Annotated in this window: 15 protein-coding genes; 7 read left to right on the top strand and 8 right to left on the bottom strand. The window is 64.5% G+C overall.

The window, feature by feature from the left end; genetic code table 11:
- Positions 1 to 143: 143 nt before the first annotated feature.
- A complete protein-coding gene (locus ACZ5KU_RS30985) occupies positions 144 to 524 on the top strand; it encodes a COG4315 family predicted lipoprotein (protein ID WP_054057812.1) in 381 nt (126 codons plus the stop codon).
- A 142-nt stretch (positions 525 to 666) separates the two neighbouring features.
- Here the strand turns inward: ACZ5KU_RS30985 and ubiA are convergent, their stop codons facing one another.
- Positions 667 to 1,557 (bottom strand): 4-hydroxybenzoate octaprenyltransferase, encoded by an 891-nt coding sequence (ubiA, locus tag ACZ5KU_RS30980; RefSeq protein ID WP_054057811.1) that lies wholly within the window; start codon positions 1,555 to 1,557, stop codon positions 667 to 669.
- Complete coding sequence (locus ACZ5KU_RS30975) at positions 1,557 to 2,120, bottom strand: chorismate--pyruvate lyase family protein (RefSeq protein ID WP_416771049.1); 564 nt, start codon at positions 2,118 to 2,120, stop codon at positions 1,557 to 1,559. Before ACZ5KU_RS30975 ends, ubiA begins: the two co-directional genes overlap by 1 nt.
- A gap of 201 nt (positions 2,121 to 2,321) precedes the next feature.
- On the opposite strand from ACZ5KU_RS30975, the gene ACZ5KU_RS30970 reads away from it, so the two are divergent.
- The 6 genes from ACZ5KU_RS30970 (at position 2,322) to ACZ5KU_RS30945 (ending at position 6,643) form a co-directional block, all read left to right on the top strand.
- The gene (locus tag ACZ5KU_RS30970) at positions 2,322 to 2,489 is read left to right on the top strand and encodes a rubredoxin (RefSeq protein ID WP_054063473.1); all 168 of its coding nucleotides are present in this window, start codon (positions 2,322 to 2,324) and stop codon (positions 2,487 to 2,489) included.
- Positions 2,490 to 2,528: 39 nt separating this feature from the next.
- Positions 2,529 to 3,677, top strand: coding sequence for an NAD(P)/FAD-dependent oxidoreductase (locus tag ACZ5KU_RS30965; RefSeq protein ID WP_464736667.1), 1,149 nt, complete (start codon positions 2,529 to 2,531; stop codon positions 3,675 to 3,677).
- Between the two features lie 187 nt (positions 3,678 to 3,864).
- The gene (locus ACZ5KU_RS30960; RefSeq protein WP_003213368.1) at positions 3,865 to 4,140 is read left to right on the top strand and encodes an HU family DNA-binding protein; all 276 of its coding nucleotides are present in this window, start codon (positions 3,865 to 3,867) and stop codon (positions 4,138 to 4,140) included.
- A gap of 227 nt (positions 4,141 to 4,367) precedes the next feature.
- On the top strand, positions 4,368 to 4,799 hold the full coding sequence (locus ACZ5KU_RS30955; protein WP_054057806.1) for a DcrB-related protein: 432 nt from the start codon (positions 4,368 to 4,370) through the stop codon (positions 4,797 to 4,799).
- Positions 4,800 to 4,817: 18 nt separating this feature from the next.
- Entirely contained in the window at positions 4,818 to 6,113 is a 1,296-nt protein-coding gene (locus ACZ5KU_RS30950; protein WP_273819916.1) for a PAAR domain-containing protein, read from the top strand.
- A complete protein-coding gene (locus ACZ5KU_RS30945; RefSeq protein ID WP_054057805.1) occupies positions 6,110 to 6,643 on the top strand; it encodes a hypothetical protein in 534 nt (177 codons plus the stop codon). The genes ACZ5KU_RS30950 and ACZ5KU_RS30945 overlap by 4 nt, the downstream gene beginning before the upstream one ends.
- Before the next feature lie 7 nt (positions 6,644 to 6,650).
- On the opposite strand, the gene ACZ5KU_RS30940 is transcribed toward ACZ5KU_RS30945, so the two are convergent.
- The 6 genes from ACZ5KU_RS30940 to ACZ5KU_RS30915 form a co-directional block, all read right to left on the bottom strand.
- Positions 6,651 to 6,971 (bottom strand): hypothetical protein, encoded by a 321-nt coding sequence (locus ACZ5KU_RS30940; protein WP_239687951.1) that lies wholly within the window; start codon positions 6,969 to 6,971, stop codon positions 6,651 to 6,653.
- A 109-nt stretch (positions 6,972 to 7,080) separates the two neighbouring features.
- Positions 7,081 to 7,458: a hypothetical protein gene (locus ACZ5KU_RS30935; protein WP_464736666.1), complete on the bottom strand. Its 378-nt coding sequence runs from the start codon at positions 7,456 to 7,458 to the stop codon at positions 7,081 to 7,083.
- 38 nt (positions 7,459 to 7,496) lie between these two features.
- Positions 7,497 to 8,261, bottom strand: a complete 765-nt coding sequence (locus tag ACZ5KU_RS30930; protein WP_192842686.1) for a pentapeptide repeat-containing protein — start codon at positions 8,259 to 8,261, stop codon at positions 7,497 to 7,499.
- Entirely contained in the window at positions 8,258 to 12,697 is a 4,440-nt protein-coding gene (locus ACZ5KU_RS30925; RefSeq protein ID WP_464736665.1) for an RHS repeat-associated core domain-containing protein, read from the bottom strand. The genes ACZ5KU_RS30930 and ACZ5KU_RS30925 overlap by 4 nt, the downstream gene beginning before the upstream one ends.
- A gap of 3 nt (positions 12,698 to 12,700) precedes the next feature.
- A complete protein-coding gene (locus tag ACZ5KU_RS30920; protein WP_054059470.1) occupies positions 12,701 to 13,126 on the bottom strand; it encodes a DcrB-related protein in 426 nt (141 codons plus the stop codon).
- Positions 13,127 to 13,141: 15 nt separating this feature from the next.
- A complete protein-coding gene (locus ACZ5KU_RS30915; RefSeq protein ID WP_054059471.1) occupies positions 13,142 to 15,076 on the bottom strand; it encodes a type VI secretion system Vgr family protein in 1,935 nt (644 codons plus the stop codon).
- Between the last annotated feature and the right edge of the window lie 4 nt (positions 15,077 to 15,080).

Here is a 15,080-nt window from a genome sequence, read left to right as displayed (position 1 = left end):
CCTCTTGTCATTGAACTGTCTTGCGCCGCATTAGATAACGAAATTATTGCAGTCATGTGACAGCTTTTCCGCGTTGCCGACGATAGCCAGTTTCATGAACTAAGCTGGGGGTTCGAATCTACAACCACAAAAGGAAGGTTCTGATGACTAACTCTTCGTTTTCGCTCAAGGCCCTGATGGTTGCCGCCGTGCTGGCCCTGCCGGCGCTGGCCTCTGCCGCCGAACCTGCCATGGCCAAGGGTGGAATGCTGGTCGACCATCATGGCATGACGCTCTATACCTTCGACAAGGACGCCGCGGGCAAGTCGATGTGCAACGGCGACCCCTGCGAGACCAACTGGCCGCCGCTGGCCGCCACCGCCACGGACAAGGCCTCGGGCAAGTGGAGCGTGATCAAGCGCGATGACGGCAAGCTGCAGTGGGCCTATGACGGCAAGCCGCTGTACACCTTCAAGGCCGACAAGAAGGACGGCGACATGACCGGCGACGGCAAGGGCGGCGTCTGGCACGTGGCCAAGCCCTGAGGACCCGTGAACCAGGGTTTTCGCGACCCTTGTAGGAGCCGGGCTTGCCGCGAAGCCTTTAGCCAATTCGAGGGCCCATTCGCGGACAAGCCCTGCTCCTACAGTCTGCGGTGTATTGGGTTGCTGTGGATTGGGAATAGGCTCAGCGCAGCGCGTAATCCAGCACCACGCCGATGAAGATCGCCAGCCCCGCCCAATGGTTGTGCAGGAACATCCTGAAGCAGCGCTGCGGATCGCGATCGCGGGTCATCCAGAATTCCCAGGCGAAACACGCCGCCGCCACCAGCAACCCGACATGGAACCAGGCGCCCAGTTCGAAGCGCGAGCCGGCCAGCAGCAGGCAGCCGAGCATCAGTCCCTGCAGGGTGAGGATGATCACCCGGTCGGCATCGCCGAACAGGATCGCGGTGGATTTCACTCCGATCTTCAGGTCGTCCTCGCGGTCGGTCATCGCGTAGTAGGTGTCGAAGGCCACCGTCCACATCAGGTTGGCGATGTACAACAGCCACGCCGCCGCCGGCAGGTTGCCGTCCTGGGCGGTGAAGGCCATCGGAATGCCCCATGAGTAGGCGGCACCCAGCACCACCTGCGGGTAGTAGGTGTAGCGTTTCATGAAGGGATAGCAGGCTGCCAGGGCCAGGGCACCGAAGGACAACCACACGGTGGTGGCGTTGGTGCACAGCACCAGCACGAAACTGATGCCCATCAGCAGGGCGAACACCGCCACCGCCTCCTTGCCGCTGATCCTGCCCGCTGCCAACGGCCGTTGTTCGGTGCGCTTGACGTGGCCGTCGACCTTGCGGTCGGCGAAATCGTTGATCGCGCAGCCGCCGGCGCGGGTCAACACCACGCCGAGGCCGAAGATCAGCAGATGGCTCAGCGAGGGCACGCCCTTGGCGGCGATCCACAGCGCGCTCAGGGTCGGCCACATCAGCAGGTAGATGCCGATCGGCTTGTCCATCCGCGTCAGTTGCAGGAAGTCCCAGGCCCGTGGATGCAGGCGGTTCAGGGATTTGAGCAGGTTGAGGTACATCAGCAGGTCTCCTCGATGGCATCGACGGCCTGCCACAGACTCGGCAGGAAGATCTCCGCCACCAGCAGGCTCAAAGGCCCACGGTTGAAACGCGAGCGGCGACCCCAGAGGTTGTCGGTACGGTGTTCGGCCGGCAACCATTGTGCCGGGTAATGGCAGACCTCGATCGCCTGGCGTTCGAAGGCCTGGTCGCAGAACAGCAGTTCGCCCAGCGAGCGGCTGCCCAGTTCATCCAGGTTCAGCCCGCCCTGTTGCAGCACGCTCTGCGCCGCCACGCTGCGGGCGAACACCCAGGGCTGGCCATGACCGCGCAGATAGACCTCGCGCACCCAACCGAGGCTCCCCGGCGGCAATTCGAGGGCGGTGCACTCGTCGTCGCGCAACGCTTGCCAGCCCTCGAACAGTGGCGTGACGCTGAAGGCATTGTCGCAAAGCCTGGTCAGGCGTCGGGTCAGTGACCCTTCGTCGAACAGCCAGTCGAGGGTCCGAGTGCTGGGTTGGGGCGCCAGTCGACTCTGCGTGAGCCAGGCGGGAGAGGCCGGAATAGGGGCGTTGTGCGACACGATGGGCAGTTGATCGGCAGCCAGTGAGGCCGCGAGCTTACCACAGGGTATCCGGCCAATTAGAGCGCCTGGGCGGTCATGGCTGGCGATCGTGCTTGCATCTGCCGGCTTCGGTCAGTACAAAACGCCCTGAGCCGGACGACAACGCCGTACCCATCGATCGTCCGTGCCGAACATGCCTGGGAATCGAGGAAGTAACGCATGAAGAAGTGGCAGTGTGTGGTCTGTGGCCTGATCTACAACGAAGCCGAGGGCTGGCCGGATGACGGCATCGCCCCGGGTACCCGCTGGGAAGATGTGCCTGAGGATTGGCTGTGCCCGGACTGCGGCGTCGGCAAATTGGATTTCGAGATGTTCGAAATCGCCTGATCGAGCAAATTTCAAACAATCATGGATGTGGAGAAGGGAATGAACGTACCTGTCGTGATCGTCGGTACCGGGTTGGCCGGTTACAACCTGGCCCGGGAGTTTCGCAAGCTCGACGGCGAAACCCCGCTGTTGCTGATTACCGCCGATGACGGGCGTTCCTACTCCAAGCCCATGTTGTCCACCGGCTTTGCCAAGAACAAGGACGCCGACGGCCTGAGCATGGCCGAGCCCGGTGCCATGGCCGAACAGCTCAAGGCCGAAGTGCGCACCCATACCCGCATCAGCGGCATCGACCCGGGCCACAAGCGCCTGTGGATCGGCGAGGAAGCGGTGCCCTATCGCGACCTGATCCTGGCCTGGGGCGCGGAAACCGTGCGGGTACCGGTCGAGGGCGATGCGCCCGAGGCGATCTTCCCGATCAACGATCTGGAGGACTACGCCCGTTTCCGCGCTGCTGTCGCCGGCAAGCAGCGCGTGCTGCTGCTGGGCGCGGGGCTGATCGGCTGCGAGTTCGCCAACGACCTGATCCTGGGCGGCTACGAGGTCGACCTGGTGGCGCCTTGCGAGCAGGTCATGCCGACCCTGCTGCATCCGGCCGCCGCCGCCGCGGTACAGGCCGGCCTGGAGGGCCTGGGCGCGCGTTTCCACCTGGGGCCGGTGCTGACCCGTCTGCAACGGGTCGGCGATCACCTGCAGGCGCACCTGTCCGACGGCGAGACCCTGGACTGTGACGTCGTGGTCTCGGCCATCGGCTTGCGCCCGCGCATCGACCTGGCCGCGGCGGCGGGCCTGCAGGTCAACCGCGGGGTGGTGGTCGACCGCCATCTGCGCACGTCCCACGCCAATATCTACGCCCTGGGCGATTGCGCCGAGGTCGATGGCCTGAACCTGCTCTACGTCATGCCGTTGATGAACTGTGCCCGTGCCCTGGCCCAGACCCTGGCCGGCAACCCCACGGCGGTGAGCTATGGCGCCATGCCGGTGACGGTGAAGACGCCGGTCTGCCCGCTGGTGGTATCGCCGCCGCCACGGGGCCTGGAGGGCGCCTGGACGGTCGAGGGGCAGGGGGCCGACATCAAGGCGCTGTGCCGTGATGCCAGTGGTCGCCTGCTCGGTTATGCCCTGACCGGCGGCGCGGTCGCGGAAAAACTGGCCTTGAACAAGGAACTGCCGGCGCTGCTGGCGTAAATAACGCTCCTTCTGTCGTAAACACCCTGCTTTTGCCTCTACAAAGGTCGCAGGCAGACTGGCGCGGGGCTCGACGCCGTGCCATTCTCCTCCCGTCTGTCGCAGCGTAGAGCCTGCGGCGCTTTGGGCGCTGTTCCGGAAGAACAGCACGGACATAACAACAAAAAACCGTCAAAGAGGCTTCACTATGCGTAAACCAGAACTCGCCGCTGCAATCGCTGAAAAAGCGGATCTCACCAAAGAACAAGCCAACCGTGTACTCAACGCGGTTCTCGAAGAAATCACCGGCGCGCTGCACCGCAAAGACAGCGTGACACTGGTGGGCTTCGGCACCTTCCTGCAGCGTCATCGTGGCGCCCGTACCGGCAAGAACCCGCAAACCGGCGAGCCAGTGAAAATCAAGGCCAGCAACACCGTGGCGTTCAAGCCGGGCAAGTCGCTCAAAGACAGCGTCAACCCGTAAGCCTCATGGCAGTACTCCCGGAGCAAGGGGAGTGTTGGGGAAGAATGGGCACGCCGATCGGATCGGGTGCCCATTTTCATTGCCGACCCGGTTGGGCGGCGGACAAAAATGAGAGCGGCGTCATGGCTCGGTGAATGGTTGCGCCGGGCGCCTTGATTGTTACCAGTTATTGCCTGAAGATTCGCGGCTCATCGAGTCATCCACCTGCATGGAAAGCGTCTTCGACCATGACTGCATACCGCCTCCAGGAAGCCGAGCTGGACATTCCTGAGACCTGGCAGGACCAGAGCCTCAACATCTTCAAGCTGCCCGCCGTCGGTGGTGCGCGCGAAGCCAGTTTCGTCATCAGCCGCGACCCGAGCCGCGCTGACACGCCGTTTGCCGACTACGTCGAGGCCCAGCTGAAAAGCGCCGGGCAGCAGTTGCCTGGCTTCAACCTGATCAAGCGCTGGGACTTCGTGCTGAGCGAGCACGCCGCCGTGCTGCTCGACTACAGCTGGCAGCGCGAAGGGCGCGAGCTGATGCTGCGCCAGGTGTTCATCGATCGCCAGCCTGTGGGCCTGATCGCCACCCTGACCACCACGCCGAACGACCTCGTGCACCACGAGCCGGCCTGGAAGGCGGCTCTGCAGACGCTCAAGCTGCAGCCCCGGACCTGATCGGCGGCAATCGTCAATATGGACATGTTGGCCGCCGCCCGCCTCGGCGATGAGATAGCCCACGGTTTCGGCGTGGCCGCGATGGTCGCCGGTGCCGTGGCCGGTGCCCTGATCGGCGCTGCGGTGGTGGCCGCCACCGTAGCCACCGGCGGCGCGGCGCTGGCGATCATGGCCGGTTCGATCGCTGCTGGCGGGCTGTCGATGTTCCAGATCGTCAAGGGCCTGAACACCATTTTCGATTTACCGGAGCCGACGACCGGAACGTTGATACTCGGCAGCCAGAATGTCTTCATCAACAGTCGCAACGCCATGCGCGCCGGCGTCGATGCGGCGGACTCCTGCTCGGGCCTGCCGCTGAACCATCCGTACTGGCCGTTCAACGTCGAGATCGCCGAAGGCAGTGCCACGGTCTATATCAACGGCCAGCCGGCGGCGCGCCTGAAGAGCAAGATGAGCTGCGGCGCGCACATCAAGACCGGCAGCCCGAATACCTTCATCGGCGGGCCGACGGTGGCCGTGGCGTTCGTCCTGGATATCGAGGGCTGGATGCACACCGGCCTGGAAGCACTGGGCCTGGCGGCGCTGGGTGGTGCGGCGATACTGGCGGCCATGACCGGGCTGGCCGCCCTGGGTGGCTTCGTCGTGATCGGCGGGGCGATGATGGGGGGGATGGAGCTGCTGGGCCAACTGGGCGATCGCCTGGGGCCGGGCTACCGCGACCTGCTACAGGGCGTTGCCGGCATGGCCCTGCTGGGCATGGGGCCGAAGATGGCGCGCCTCGCCGAGACGCCGACGCCGCGCGCGGCGGCCTACAAGGCCGGGATGACCGAAGCCGATATCATGGCGATTCCCAAGGGCAGTCGGCCACCGCCGAGCGACTACCTCGAGGGCTCGTATATCGACAGGCACCTGCAGACCTTCAAGGACGAGGGCGGCGGCTTCCTGTTCACCGCCGACGACATTTCCAACCCCAAGTACGGCTCGTTCAACCCGAACAAGTTCGTCATGGCAAAGTCCGACCTGCAAGGCGTGGTGGCCGAGTACCAGAAGGCCGGCGATGTCTCGGTGCTGGAGTCGGCCCTGGGCTACGATCCCGGCTCGCTGGTGGGCAAGGACATCTACATGGTGAGCCTGGACAACCCCAAGGTGCTGATGCCCACCGGCAACGAAGGGGGCGTCAACTCGCTCTGGCGCCCGGGCGGCCTGACCTATCCGGGCGGCATGCGCGAGGCAGTGCTGGACAATGTGCCGATTTCCCACGGTAATGACGTCAATGTGCTGATGTCGACCCACGATGTAGTGAAAATCCAATGAGCAACCCGTTCGACAATGTGCTGCAACTGGCCCTGGCCAACGATGAGCTGGACAAGTTCCTGGTGGGCGAGCCGTTCTACTTCCTCGAAGCCAAGGTCGACAACGACGAGCCGCAGAACGTGGTGGCGGCCTTCGACCAACTGATCGTGCCGTACTGGCGTCTAACCCACGATGCGAGCTTCCCGACGCGTTTCGTCGCGGCCCTGCTGACCCTCCTGGCGACCTATCCGGATCGCAACCGGGCGATCTACATCGCCCATGACTGGGTCTGGTACTACCGCTTCTGCCAGGACAAACAACGCAAGCAGCCGCAGGGCCCCTACGGCGACCTGTTCGACGTCGACCTGGGCAGTGTGGCCGTGGCACTCAAGCGCCAGCTGGAAAGCCGCAAGGCCGACCTGCAGGCCGACACCCGCTGGGCGGGCGCGGCCTGGAACAGCCCGGATGGCATGTGGACGCCACTGATGCGTTCGGCGCTGATGGTGCGTGACAAGCTCGGCGGGCCGGACTTCGTTCCGGCCAATGCCTGAGCCGGCGTCAGGCGGTCATTGCCTGTGCGGGGTGGCCGGCGTCCTTGAGCAGGGCGTCGACCTTCTTCAAGTGATTGAGCAGGGCGCCGACGTTGCCGGCATTGATCAGCGTGCCCTGGGCGAAGGCCCTGTTCAACGGGATCATGGCACTGGACACCGCATGGTTGGCCTGGGCTTCCTGCAGATTCTCCTGAAGTTGCCTGAGCATGTCCCTGAGCAGGGGATCATCCAGGGATAGCGGGGCGCCCAGGTCATGCTTCTTCAGCGTACTGACCAGCAACCCCAGCGCCACGCTGGCCCGCATCAACGCTCTTTCTCGTGCATCCATACGCCATCTCCCATGTTGACGATCCTGGTGACGACTCAAGAATAGACCACGATTGTGACCAACCCGCAAACAGAACATCGGGACGTGAAGTCGCACCCGTCTATCGACGTCAGCGGCCCACGACGGGGTAGTGCCTGATGCGGCACGGATGGCTGTTGCCATCGCCCTTGCACATGCCATCCAGATAGCGATAGTCGACCCGTACCGTCTGTCCCTTGCCGGGCCAGCGCTTGCGTGGAAGGGTGCTCTGGTAGTCGGGCGTTTCCGGGGTGAAGGTGAGGCTCGTGCCTGCCTCCGGACACTCGACCGCCGCCGATTGCGGGCTGGCCTCCAGGACCTGGGCCTGCAACTGCGGATAGGGTTGTTTCACGACCTCGGTGACGCGCAGGTCCAGGCGGCAGACCTGCCAGGTTGCGGCGTGTGCGGGGAGGCACACGGTCGATAACGCCAGGGCCAGTAGCGTAGAAAGCGTGGTCTGTTTTTTCATGATCGCGCAGTGCCTGTGTGAGAGGTTCCCCGGCTGTCTCAGCCAGGTTGTTGCAGCAGCGAAATGAGCTGATCGGCGAACTCCTGTCCTTCGACCTCCACCAGGTTTTTCAGATTGAAGATGCCGCCACGCTGCATGGCCAGGTTCTTGAGTCGGCGCTTGAGCAGGTTGTTCTGCGGGCTCTCGGGTTGGCTCGTGACCTGGGCCAGGGCCTTCCTGGCGCGTTCGGCCAGATCCCGGACGTAGAGGTGGCGGCTGTCCGTCGGTGGAGAAATCTGTTCCAGGTTGCAGTTCTTGAAGGTGACGTAGTCCAGGATGCAAGCGCTGAAATCTGCCCGGAGCATGGTGTTCGGTTGCTCTGCAACGAAGTTCACTTCCTGGAGCTTGCCGGAAAAACTGCAGTTTTCCAGCTTTCCGGCGTCGAAGGTGTTGTCGATGATCTTGCAGGTGTCGAACAGGCAATCGACCAGGACGCAATCATTGAAGGGGCTTTGGCGAAAGTCGCATTTGATGAAAGTGCACTGGCGGAACACGCTGTCATTGAGGCCCGCAGCGCGGAAGTCGATGTTCCTGAAGGTGCATCGTACCAGCTCGGTGGCGCTGAAGAAGCGCGCGTTGGAGAAGTCACTCTTCTCGAATGTGCAGTCTTGCAGCAGGCTCTGGTCGAAGATCGGGTAGGCGAGGTTGGTGTTCTTCAGCTCGCATCCCTTGATCAGGGCCTGCTCGAAGCGGGTTTTTTCGGGCAGTGCCCAGTCTTCACGCTTGACGCCCGAGAGCAGTTGCGATTCGGTTCGGTTGTTCACCACGTTACTCCTTCGTAGCCGTTTCCCCAGTCGCCGTAACGTCGCTGGTGGGTGCCTCTGGCCCAGTCAGCTTTGGTTGTCAGGTCCCACCAGGATTTATTCTTCGAATCATACACGTCGGGTAGTCGTTGACCCGACTTGGATACATTGAGGTGGGCCAACGATGGGTCCGCCTGTACGCGACGCTTGAACTCGGCATCGATCCGCTGGCCTACATACCGTCTATAGCGCGACCTGGCCTGGCCAAGGTCACCCCTGTCATAAGCCCGTTTTATCGCTGCCCGCTGTTTGACGGTAAGTGATCGTTGCGGGTTCTTGTAGACCGCCTTGCGTGCAGCGTTTGCGTGCGCCTGCAACTTTTTCGTCGTAGCGCTGCAAGGCGCCCATCCCCACGGGTCGATCCACTCGAACGGGTTGGGGGCATACTGATAGAGGTTGAAGCCACCCAGTAGCCCAATCGGATCCGGTGTGGTGAAGCGTCCGATATCGGGGTCGTAGAACCGGAACGTGTTGTAGTGCAGGCCGGTCTCACGATCCAGGTACTGGCCCTGGAATCGCAGGTTCTGCTCTTCGATGTAATAGGGCTCACGGACTTCCTCCAGGGTGTTGCCCCAGACCCTGTAGCGTGCCTGCCACAGCGTATGTCCGTCGCTTTCCGTCAGTTGCTCGGGCAGGCCGTTGAGGTCGTTGTGGTAGTAGCGCACCTTTTGCAGTGCGCCCAGCCCGTCGACACGCGCCAGCGGCTCATAACTTCCATCGTCATACAGGTACAGGCTTGTCTGGCTGTGCCGATGCTCCTGCAGCAACCGCAGCCCATCCCAGGTAAAACGTGTCTCACCCAGTGGATAACCGTGGCTGTCCTGCTCGGTCTTCTCGATACGCCGCCCCAGCGGGTCGTAGCGCATGCGCACCACGGTCTGCTTCGCGCCGTCCTGGTTATGCACCTCGATCAGCCGATGTTCGGCGTCGTAGGCAAAGCGTTGCACCCGCCGGCTACCGCTGCGCTTTTCGATCATCCGGCCGAAGGCGTCGTAGCGGTAGCGCTTGTCCTGGTAGGTCAGCAGCTTGTTGTGCACCACCAGGCCGGCGCCAGCCGCCGGGCCGTCGAGCAGGTTGGCGGCGGCGTCGTAGGCGAAGGTTTCGCTCTGGCCCTGGACGTTGTCCTGGCTGGCGAGGATCCGTCCGGTGGCGTCGTAGTGCAGCAGTTGGCGCCGGTCACCAGGGGGTTGCTGGTCCAGGCGGCCGATCAGGTTGTCGGCCGGGTCGTAGTCGAAGTGCTTCTGTACCGGTGCCGGCAAGGCCGAGGGTGGGCCGGCGGGGCGGCGCAGGCGTGAGCGCAGTCGGCCGCTGCGGTCGTAGTCGCTGCGGGTGCTGAGCTGGCCTTGGGTGCGCAGAACCTCGCGGTGCAGGCGGTCGCGCTCGAAGTCGCTGATCACCTGGCCGTCGAGGTTGAGCTGGTGCAGGTGCCCGCTGCCGTAGTGCAGGCGGTTGATCCGGCGACCGTCCGGTAACTGCGTCTGCTGCAGGTTGCCCAGTTCATCGTAGTGGTGCTGAAGGCTGCCCGCCGCGCTCTGTTCTTCCAGCAACTGGCCAAGGGCATCGTAGGCGAAGCCCAGGCTCTGGGTCTGTCCGGCGTTGTCGGTGAAGGTCACGGCGGTCAGTTGGTCGACCGGGTCATAGCTGTATTCGGTGCGGCCATCGTCGGTGACCTTGGCCACCAGCCGGCCGACCGCATCGCGTTCAAGCCGGTGGACGATGGATTTGACCGGCTCGCTCGGCACGGCGGCCAGCCCAGTGCCGAAGGGGGCCGGTACATACTCCAGGCGGGTGACGTCATCCAGGCCGTCGTAGGCATAGCGCCGGGCGCTGCCGTCGAGGTCCTGCTGTTCGACCAGGCGGTCGCCGGCGTCCCATAGGAAGCGGTAGCTTTCACCATTTTCGTTGGTCAGCGCCATCAGGCGGCCGTAGGCGTCGTAGCTGAACTGTACCTGGCGTCCGACGGCATCGATGCGCTGGCGCACCTGGCCGCGGCGGTCGTACTGGTAGGCGGTGGTGTGGCCGGCCGGATCGACATGGCCGGTCAACTGGCCGCTGCTGTCGCGCAGGTACCGTTCGACGCGGCCGTCGGCCAACGTGGTCTGCAGCAGGTTGCCCTGGGCGTCGTGCTGGTAGGTGGTGCGTTCGCCGAGGGCGTCGGTGACCACCTGCAGGTAGCCACGGCGGTCGTAGCCGAAGCGCGTGGGGTAGCCGGAGCAGTCGATGTGCTCGGTCAGTTGCCCGAGGTCGTTCCAGTGCAGAGTCTTGCTCTTGCCGCTGGCGTCGATGATCTGCACCACCTGGCCACGGGCGTCGTAGCGGTATTGGGTGACCTGGCCCAGCGGGTCGGTCTCGTGGGTGCAATTGCCACGCGGGTCGTAGCGGTACTGCCAGTTGTGGCCGGCGCTATCGGTCTCCACCAGCGGCAGGGCCCAGTGTTCCAGCCAGACGGTTGAATCACTGCGTCCCAGCGGATCGAGGCTGTCGCTGAGGTTGCCGGCCTCGTCGTAGCTGTAGCGGTACTGTCCGCCCTGGGGATCGATGGCGCCGAGCAACTGGCGCTCGTCGTTCCATTCGAACTGCCAGGTCTGGCCGAGGTTGTCGGTGTATTCGGTGATCTGGTGCTGCGGGTTCCAGCGTCGGATGCTCACGCGCTTCAAACCGTCGGTGATCCGCGTGGTGCCGCTGTCCAGGTCGTAGTCGAAGCGGTACTCGTCGCCGTCATCGGTCCAGTGGCGAATCACTCGCCATTCGCGATTGCCGACCTCGGCCCACTGGTAGAAGCAGCGCAGGCCGGTGGGCAACTGATGCTCGACCATCCGCCTGTGCTCGTCATAGGCGAAACGCCGCTGGACCTGGCCGAGGGCATCGCGGACTTCGGCCAGGTCGCCGCCGTTGTCGTAGGCGTAGCTGACCAGCACCTCGCGCTGGTGATCGGGATACAGGCGCTCGATCTGCACGATCCGCTGTGGCCATTGTGGGCTGTAGACCAGTTCCACCTGCACCTGATCGAAGGTGTCGCGCAGGCGGGTCAGCTTTCCGGATTCGTCGTAGTCGAGATAGAGGCGATTGTCGTTGCGATCGCCCAACTGGCTCAGGCGCAGATGGGCGGGGTTGGCCGGGGTCGGCTCGAACAGGCGGTACAGGCCGTCATCGCTCTCGATCAGCAACTGGCCGTTGCCATTACGGCGCACGGCCAGGCCTTCGCCGGCGCTGAACACCGCACCGCCGAGGGGGATCGTGCCCATGTCGATGCGCCGCGCCTGTTCGTCGGTGTAGATCAGCCGTTCGCCACCCTCGGGATGCCGCTCGACATGCACGCAGACTTCATAGGGCACGCTCCAGCCGCTGCCGAGCAGGCTGCCCTGGCGTTCGTCGCGGCTGTTGTAGAAGCGCTGCCAGTCGATGGGCAGGATGCCGGGCAGGACGAAATCCAGCTCATCCGCGTCGCCCAGCACCTTGGCGCCCGTGGCGGCATGCACCGGGTTGGGCGAGCCGGCGATGGCCCGGGTCAGGGCGCCGGTGGCCTGGCTGACGACGAACGAGTTGACCCCCGACAGCAGCATGCACGGCAGGTTGCTCAGGAACTTGCCCTTGCCGCCCTTGAGCATCATCAGCACGGTCACCGCCAGGCCGATGCCCGGCGTCTTGCCGCTGCGGATCTCGCGGACCACCACCGAGTTGCCACCGATGGTCACGTTCGGCGAGATGGTGCCGGAGGACACCACCTTGCCGTCGCAGGTGCTGCGGTCGCCGCTGCGCACGGCGGGTTGGCCGTTGATGCTGACCTTTTCCGAGCCTTCGGCGAGATACTGCTGTGGCATCGGCGAGTGCTTGGTGCAGGTCACCAGGTCCAGCGGCTTGGGTTGTGTGCCGGGTGCCGGGCTGGCGACCGTGGGCCGCCACATCTGCGAGAAGAAACCCTTGGCCATGTCGAGGAAGCCGGGGCTTTCCTCCTCTGCCGCGGCTTCCTCGGGAACGTTGGCGGCCTCGCTGCCGGGCACTGCGCCAGCCGGTGCCGGCGGTGGTGCGGTGCCGGCGGCGCGCGCGGCGGGAATCGAGTTGGTCAGGGTATTTTTGGAGCCGGTCTGGATGGTCGCCTGCACCGTGGGCGGAAACAGCGCGTTGCCGATCCCCTCGCACATGTCGCTCAGGCCCTTGTCGGCGCCGGTCTTGCTCATCACCACGCCGACGATCACCCCGACCACCGCACCCAGCAGGCAGGCGCCGAGACCGCCGGTGGCCACCGTGATGCCGGTGGCGGCCACCACCGCCGCCGTCGCCAGTGCGCCGATGGCGACGTTGGCCGCCACCTCCAGCACGCCGCCGACGATGTCGGCCATCACCGAGGTGTGTTCCAGCCCGTCTCCCAGGCGGGCGGCCCAGAGTGCGTCGGACATGGCTCAGGCCAGTGCCAGGCTGTGCTTGATCGTGGCCCAGTGGGCGGCTTCGGCATCGCCCAGCGGCTGTGCCTTGACGTAGCTGAGCGCAGTCATCTTGCGCGTGCCGGGCAGGACGAAGGCCAGCTGGAACTGGTAGACGTTGTCCGCGCCCTTGCTGTACTGGCTGCGCGATTCGATGGCATCGAGGGATTGGTCCGCACCCAGTCGCACGTCCTGGCGCGGCTGGTAGCGCAGTGCCTGGACCTGTTGTTCGAGGCGCTTGAGCTGGCTGTCGAAGTTGCTGCGCAGGTCCTCGCCGTCGGCCAGCAGGCTGCGGCTGACGATCAGCGACGTGCCCAGTTCCGGAAACTTGAGGATGTTGATCGAGGCATCGAGCAACTCGCTGTCGGGTAGCTGGAACTGGAATTCGTTGAGGCGATAGGTCATGGCGTGAAGTCCTTTTTACTTGGCCTTGGGAAAGGCCGATGCCACCTTGGCGTCGATCGTGCCTTTCACGCCGTCGCCTTCCGGGGCGGCGTCGGGGCCCTTGCCGTTGTTGAGGTGCAGGACGCCGCCGGTGTTGAACTGCGCGTCACCGCTGGCGTGGAAGCTGATCTGCACGCCGCACAGGTTGATCTGGCCGCTGGCGTTGAGCTCCAGCACGCTGGCGCCGCAGACCAGCCGCAGGTTCTCGCCGACCTCGATCAGGTAGCTCTGGCTGACGCTGTCGGTCTTGCTCTGGCCGACGGTGAGCACGTCCTGCTGCTTGACGATGCGCACCCGGTTGTTGCCGATCAGCACGGTCTCGTCGTGGCCGATGCTCTTGTTGCGGTCATTGCCCACCGAGTGGCTTTCATTGACCTCGACCACGATGTCCTGGTTGCGCTCGGCATGGATGTACAACTGCTCGGCCCCCTTCTTGTCCTCCATGCGGATTTCGTTGAAGTTGGCCGGGCTGCCGCCCTTGCTCGAACGGCTCTTCATGCCGCTCTGGGTGGCGTTGGCGGGCAGGTCGTAGGGCACTGTCTGTTCGGCGTTGTAGACCCGGCCTGTGATGATCGGCCGGTCGGGGTCGCCTTCGAGGAAACTGACGATGACTTCCTGGCCGATCCGCGGGATCTGCATCGAGCCCCAGTTCTTGCCGGCCCAGGCCTGCGACACGCGAATCCAGCAGGAGCTGTTTTCGTTGGACTGGTCGTGGCGGTCCCAGTGGAAGTGCACCTTGACCCGGCCGAACTGGTCGGTCCAGATCTCTTCGCCGGCCGGGCCGACCACCACGGCGGTCTGCGGGCCGCGGACGATGGGCCGGGTGGTGTTGGGCAATGGGCGGAAGCTCTGCTGGGCATCGATGCAGGTCAGGCTGCTTTCGAACTGCGAGCCCGCCGTACCGGTACCCGACTCCAGGCTCTCCTGGGCGAGGTAGTAGCGCGCGGCGACGATCAGGTATTCGCGGTTCTGGTCCTGGCGGCCGAAACCGGTCAGGCTGAACAGGTTGCCGGCACCGATGCCGCGGGCATTGCCGTTGAGCTGCACGCGCTCGTGCAGGCTCTGGATCGCTTCGATGCGGGTGCGCGCGTAGTGCTCGCCGTCCTGGCTCTGCACGTAGCTGCCGGGGTAGTCGTACAGCGGATAGTCACCGGCGGTGTGCGGGCGCGGCATGGTCGAGCGCACGTCGATCCGCGCGCTGGGGCGCTGGAAATCGTAGTCGTTGAGTTCCAGGGAGCCGGGCTGGACTTCCTGGGCCAACTGCCAGCCGTTGAGGTGGTCGCGCTCGCGGTGCTGGCCATCCGGCGGGTAGTAGGGGATCGACTCGTAGCCGGGAGCCGGGTGGTGGGCACCGTAGGCGTCGGCCAGCACCAGTACGTGGCGGTCCTTCTCATGGCGGAAGTAGTAATAGATGCCTTCCTGCTCCATCAGCCGGCTGACGAAGTCGAAGCTGCTCTCGCGGTACTGCACGCAGTATTCCCACTCGCGGTAGGGCTGGCTGAGCACGTCTTCGAAGTCGGAGAAACCGAGGTCGCGGAACACCTGCTTGATGATCTGCGGGATGGTCATGTGCTGGAAGATGCGGCAGTCGGAGGTGCGGGTCAGCAGCCAGAGCCAGGGTCGCAGGGTCACCTGGTAGCTGGCGAACTGGCCGCTGTCGACGTTCTGGCTGCAGCGCGCGACGATGCCGTGGAAGTAGCGGCTGGCCCCGCCCTGCAATTGCAGGGAGAGGCTCATGGGTTTGCCCAGCAGCTGGTTCAGGTCGATGGCGCCGTCGTTGGAGGTCAGGTGCAATTCGTATTCGAACGGCCGCCCCAACTCCTCGCCGCCGCCCATGTCCTTGAGCAGCAGCACATCCGGCCCGAGGGGGCTGTGGACCTGGGCCAGGCGGGTGGCTTGTGTGAATAGCATCGGT

Source organism: Pseudomonas sp. Tof1 (assembly GCF_055390395.1).
Note: the sequence above shows the minus strand (reverse complement) of the source record. Positions and strands in the feature narration are given on the sequence as shown.

Excerpts from the sequence above, each read along its gene's own strand:
- ACZ5KU_RS30985 (WP_054057812.1), top strand. The coding sequence starts at position 144 with ATGACTAACTCTTCGTTTTCGCTCAAGGCCCTGATGGTTGCCGCCGTG.
- ubiA (WP_054057811.1), bottom strand. The coding sequence starts at position 1,557 with ATGTACCTCAACCTGCTCAAATCCCTGAACCGCCTGCATCCACGGGCC.
- ACZ5KU_RS30970 (WP_054063473.1), top strand. The coding sequence starts at position 2,322 with ATGAAGAAGTGGCAGTGTGTGGTCTGTGGCCTGATCTACAACGAAGCC.
- ACZ5KU_RS30965 (WP_464736667.1), top strand. The coding sequence starts at position 2,529 with ATGAACGTACCTGTCGTGATCGTCGGTACCGGGTTGGCCGGTTACAAC.
- ACZ5KU_RS30960 (WP_003213368.1), top strand. The coding sequence starts at position 3,865 with ATGCGTAAACCAGAACTCGCCGCTGCAATCGCTGAAAAAGCGGATCTC.
- ACZ5KU_RS30955 (WP_054057806.1), top strand. The coding sequence starts at position 4,368 with ATGACTGCATACCGCCTCCAGGAAGCCGAGCTGGACATTCCTGAGACC.
- ACZ5KU_RS30950 (WP_273819916.1), top strand. The coding sequence starts at position 4,818 with ATGGACATGTTGGCCGCCGCCCGCCTCGGCGATGAGATAGCCCACGGT.
- ACZ5KU_RS30945 (WP_054057805.1), top strand. The coding sequence starts at position 6,110 with ATGAGCAACCCGTTCGACAATGTGCTGCAACTGGCCCTGGCCAACGAT.
- ACZ5KU_RS30940 (WP_239687951.1), bottom strand. The coding sequence starts at position 6,971 with ATGGATGCACGAGAAAGAGCGTTGATGCGGGCCAGCGTGGCGCTGGGG.
- ACZ5KU_RS30935 (WP_464736666.1), bottom strand. The coding sequence starts at position 7,458 with ATGAAAAAACAGACCACGCTTTCTACGCTACTGGCCCTGGCGTTATCG.
- ACZ5KU_RS30925 (WP_464736665.1), bottom strand. The coding sequence starts at position 12,697 with ATGTCCGACGCACTCTGGGCCGCCCGCCTGGGAGACGGGCTGGAACAC.
- ACZ5KU_RS30920 (WP_054059470.1), bottom strand. The coding sequence starts at position 13,126 with ATGACCTATCGCCTCAACGAATTCCAGTTCCAGCTACCCGACAGCGAG.
- ACZ5KU_RS30915 (WP_054059471.1), bottom strand. The coding sequence starts at position 15,076 with ATGCTATTCACACAAGCCACCCGCCTGGCCCAGGTCCACAGCCCCCTC.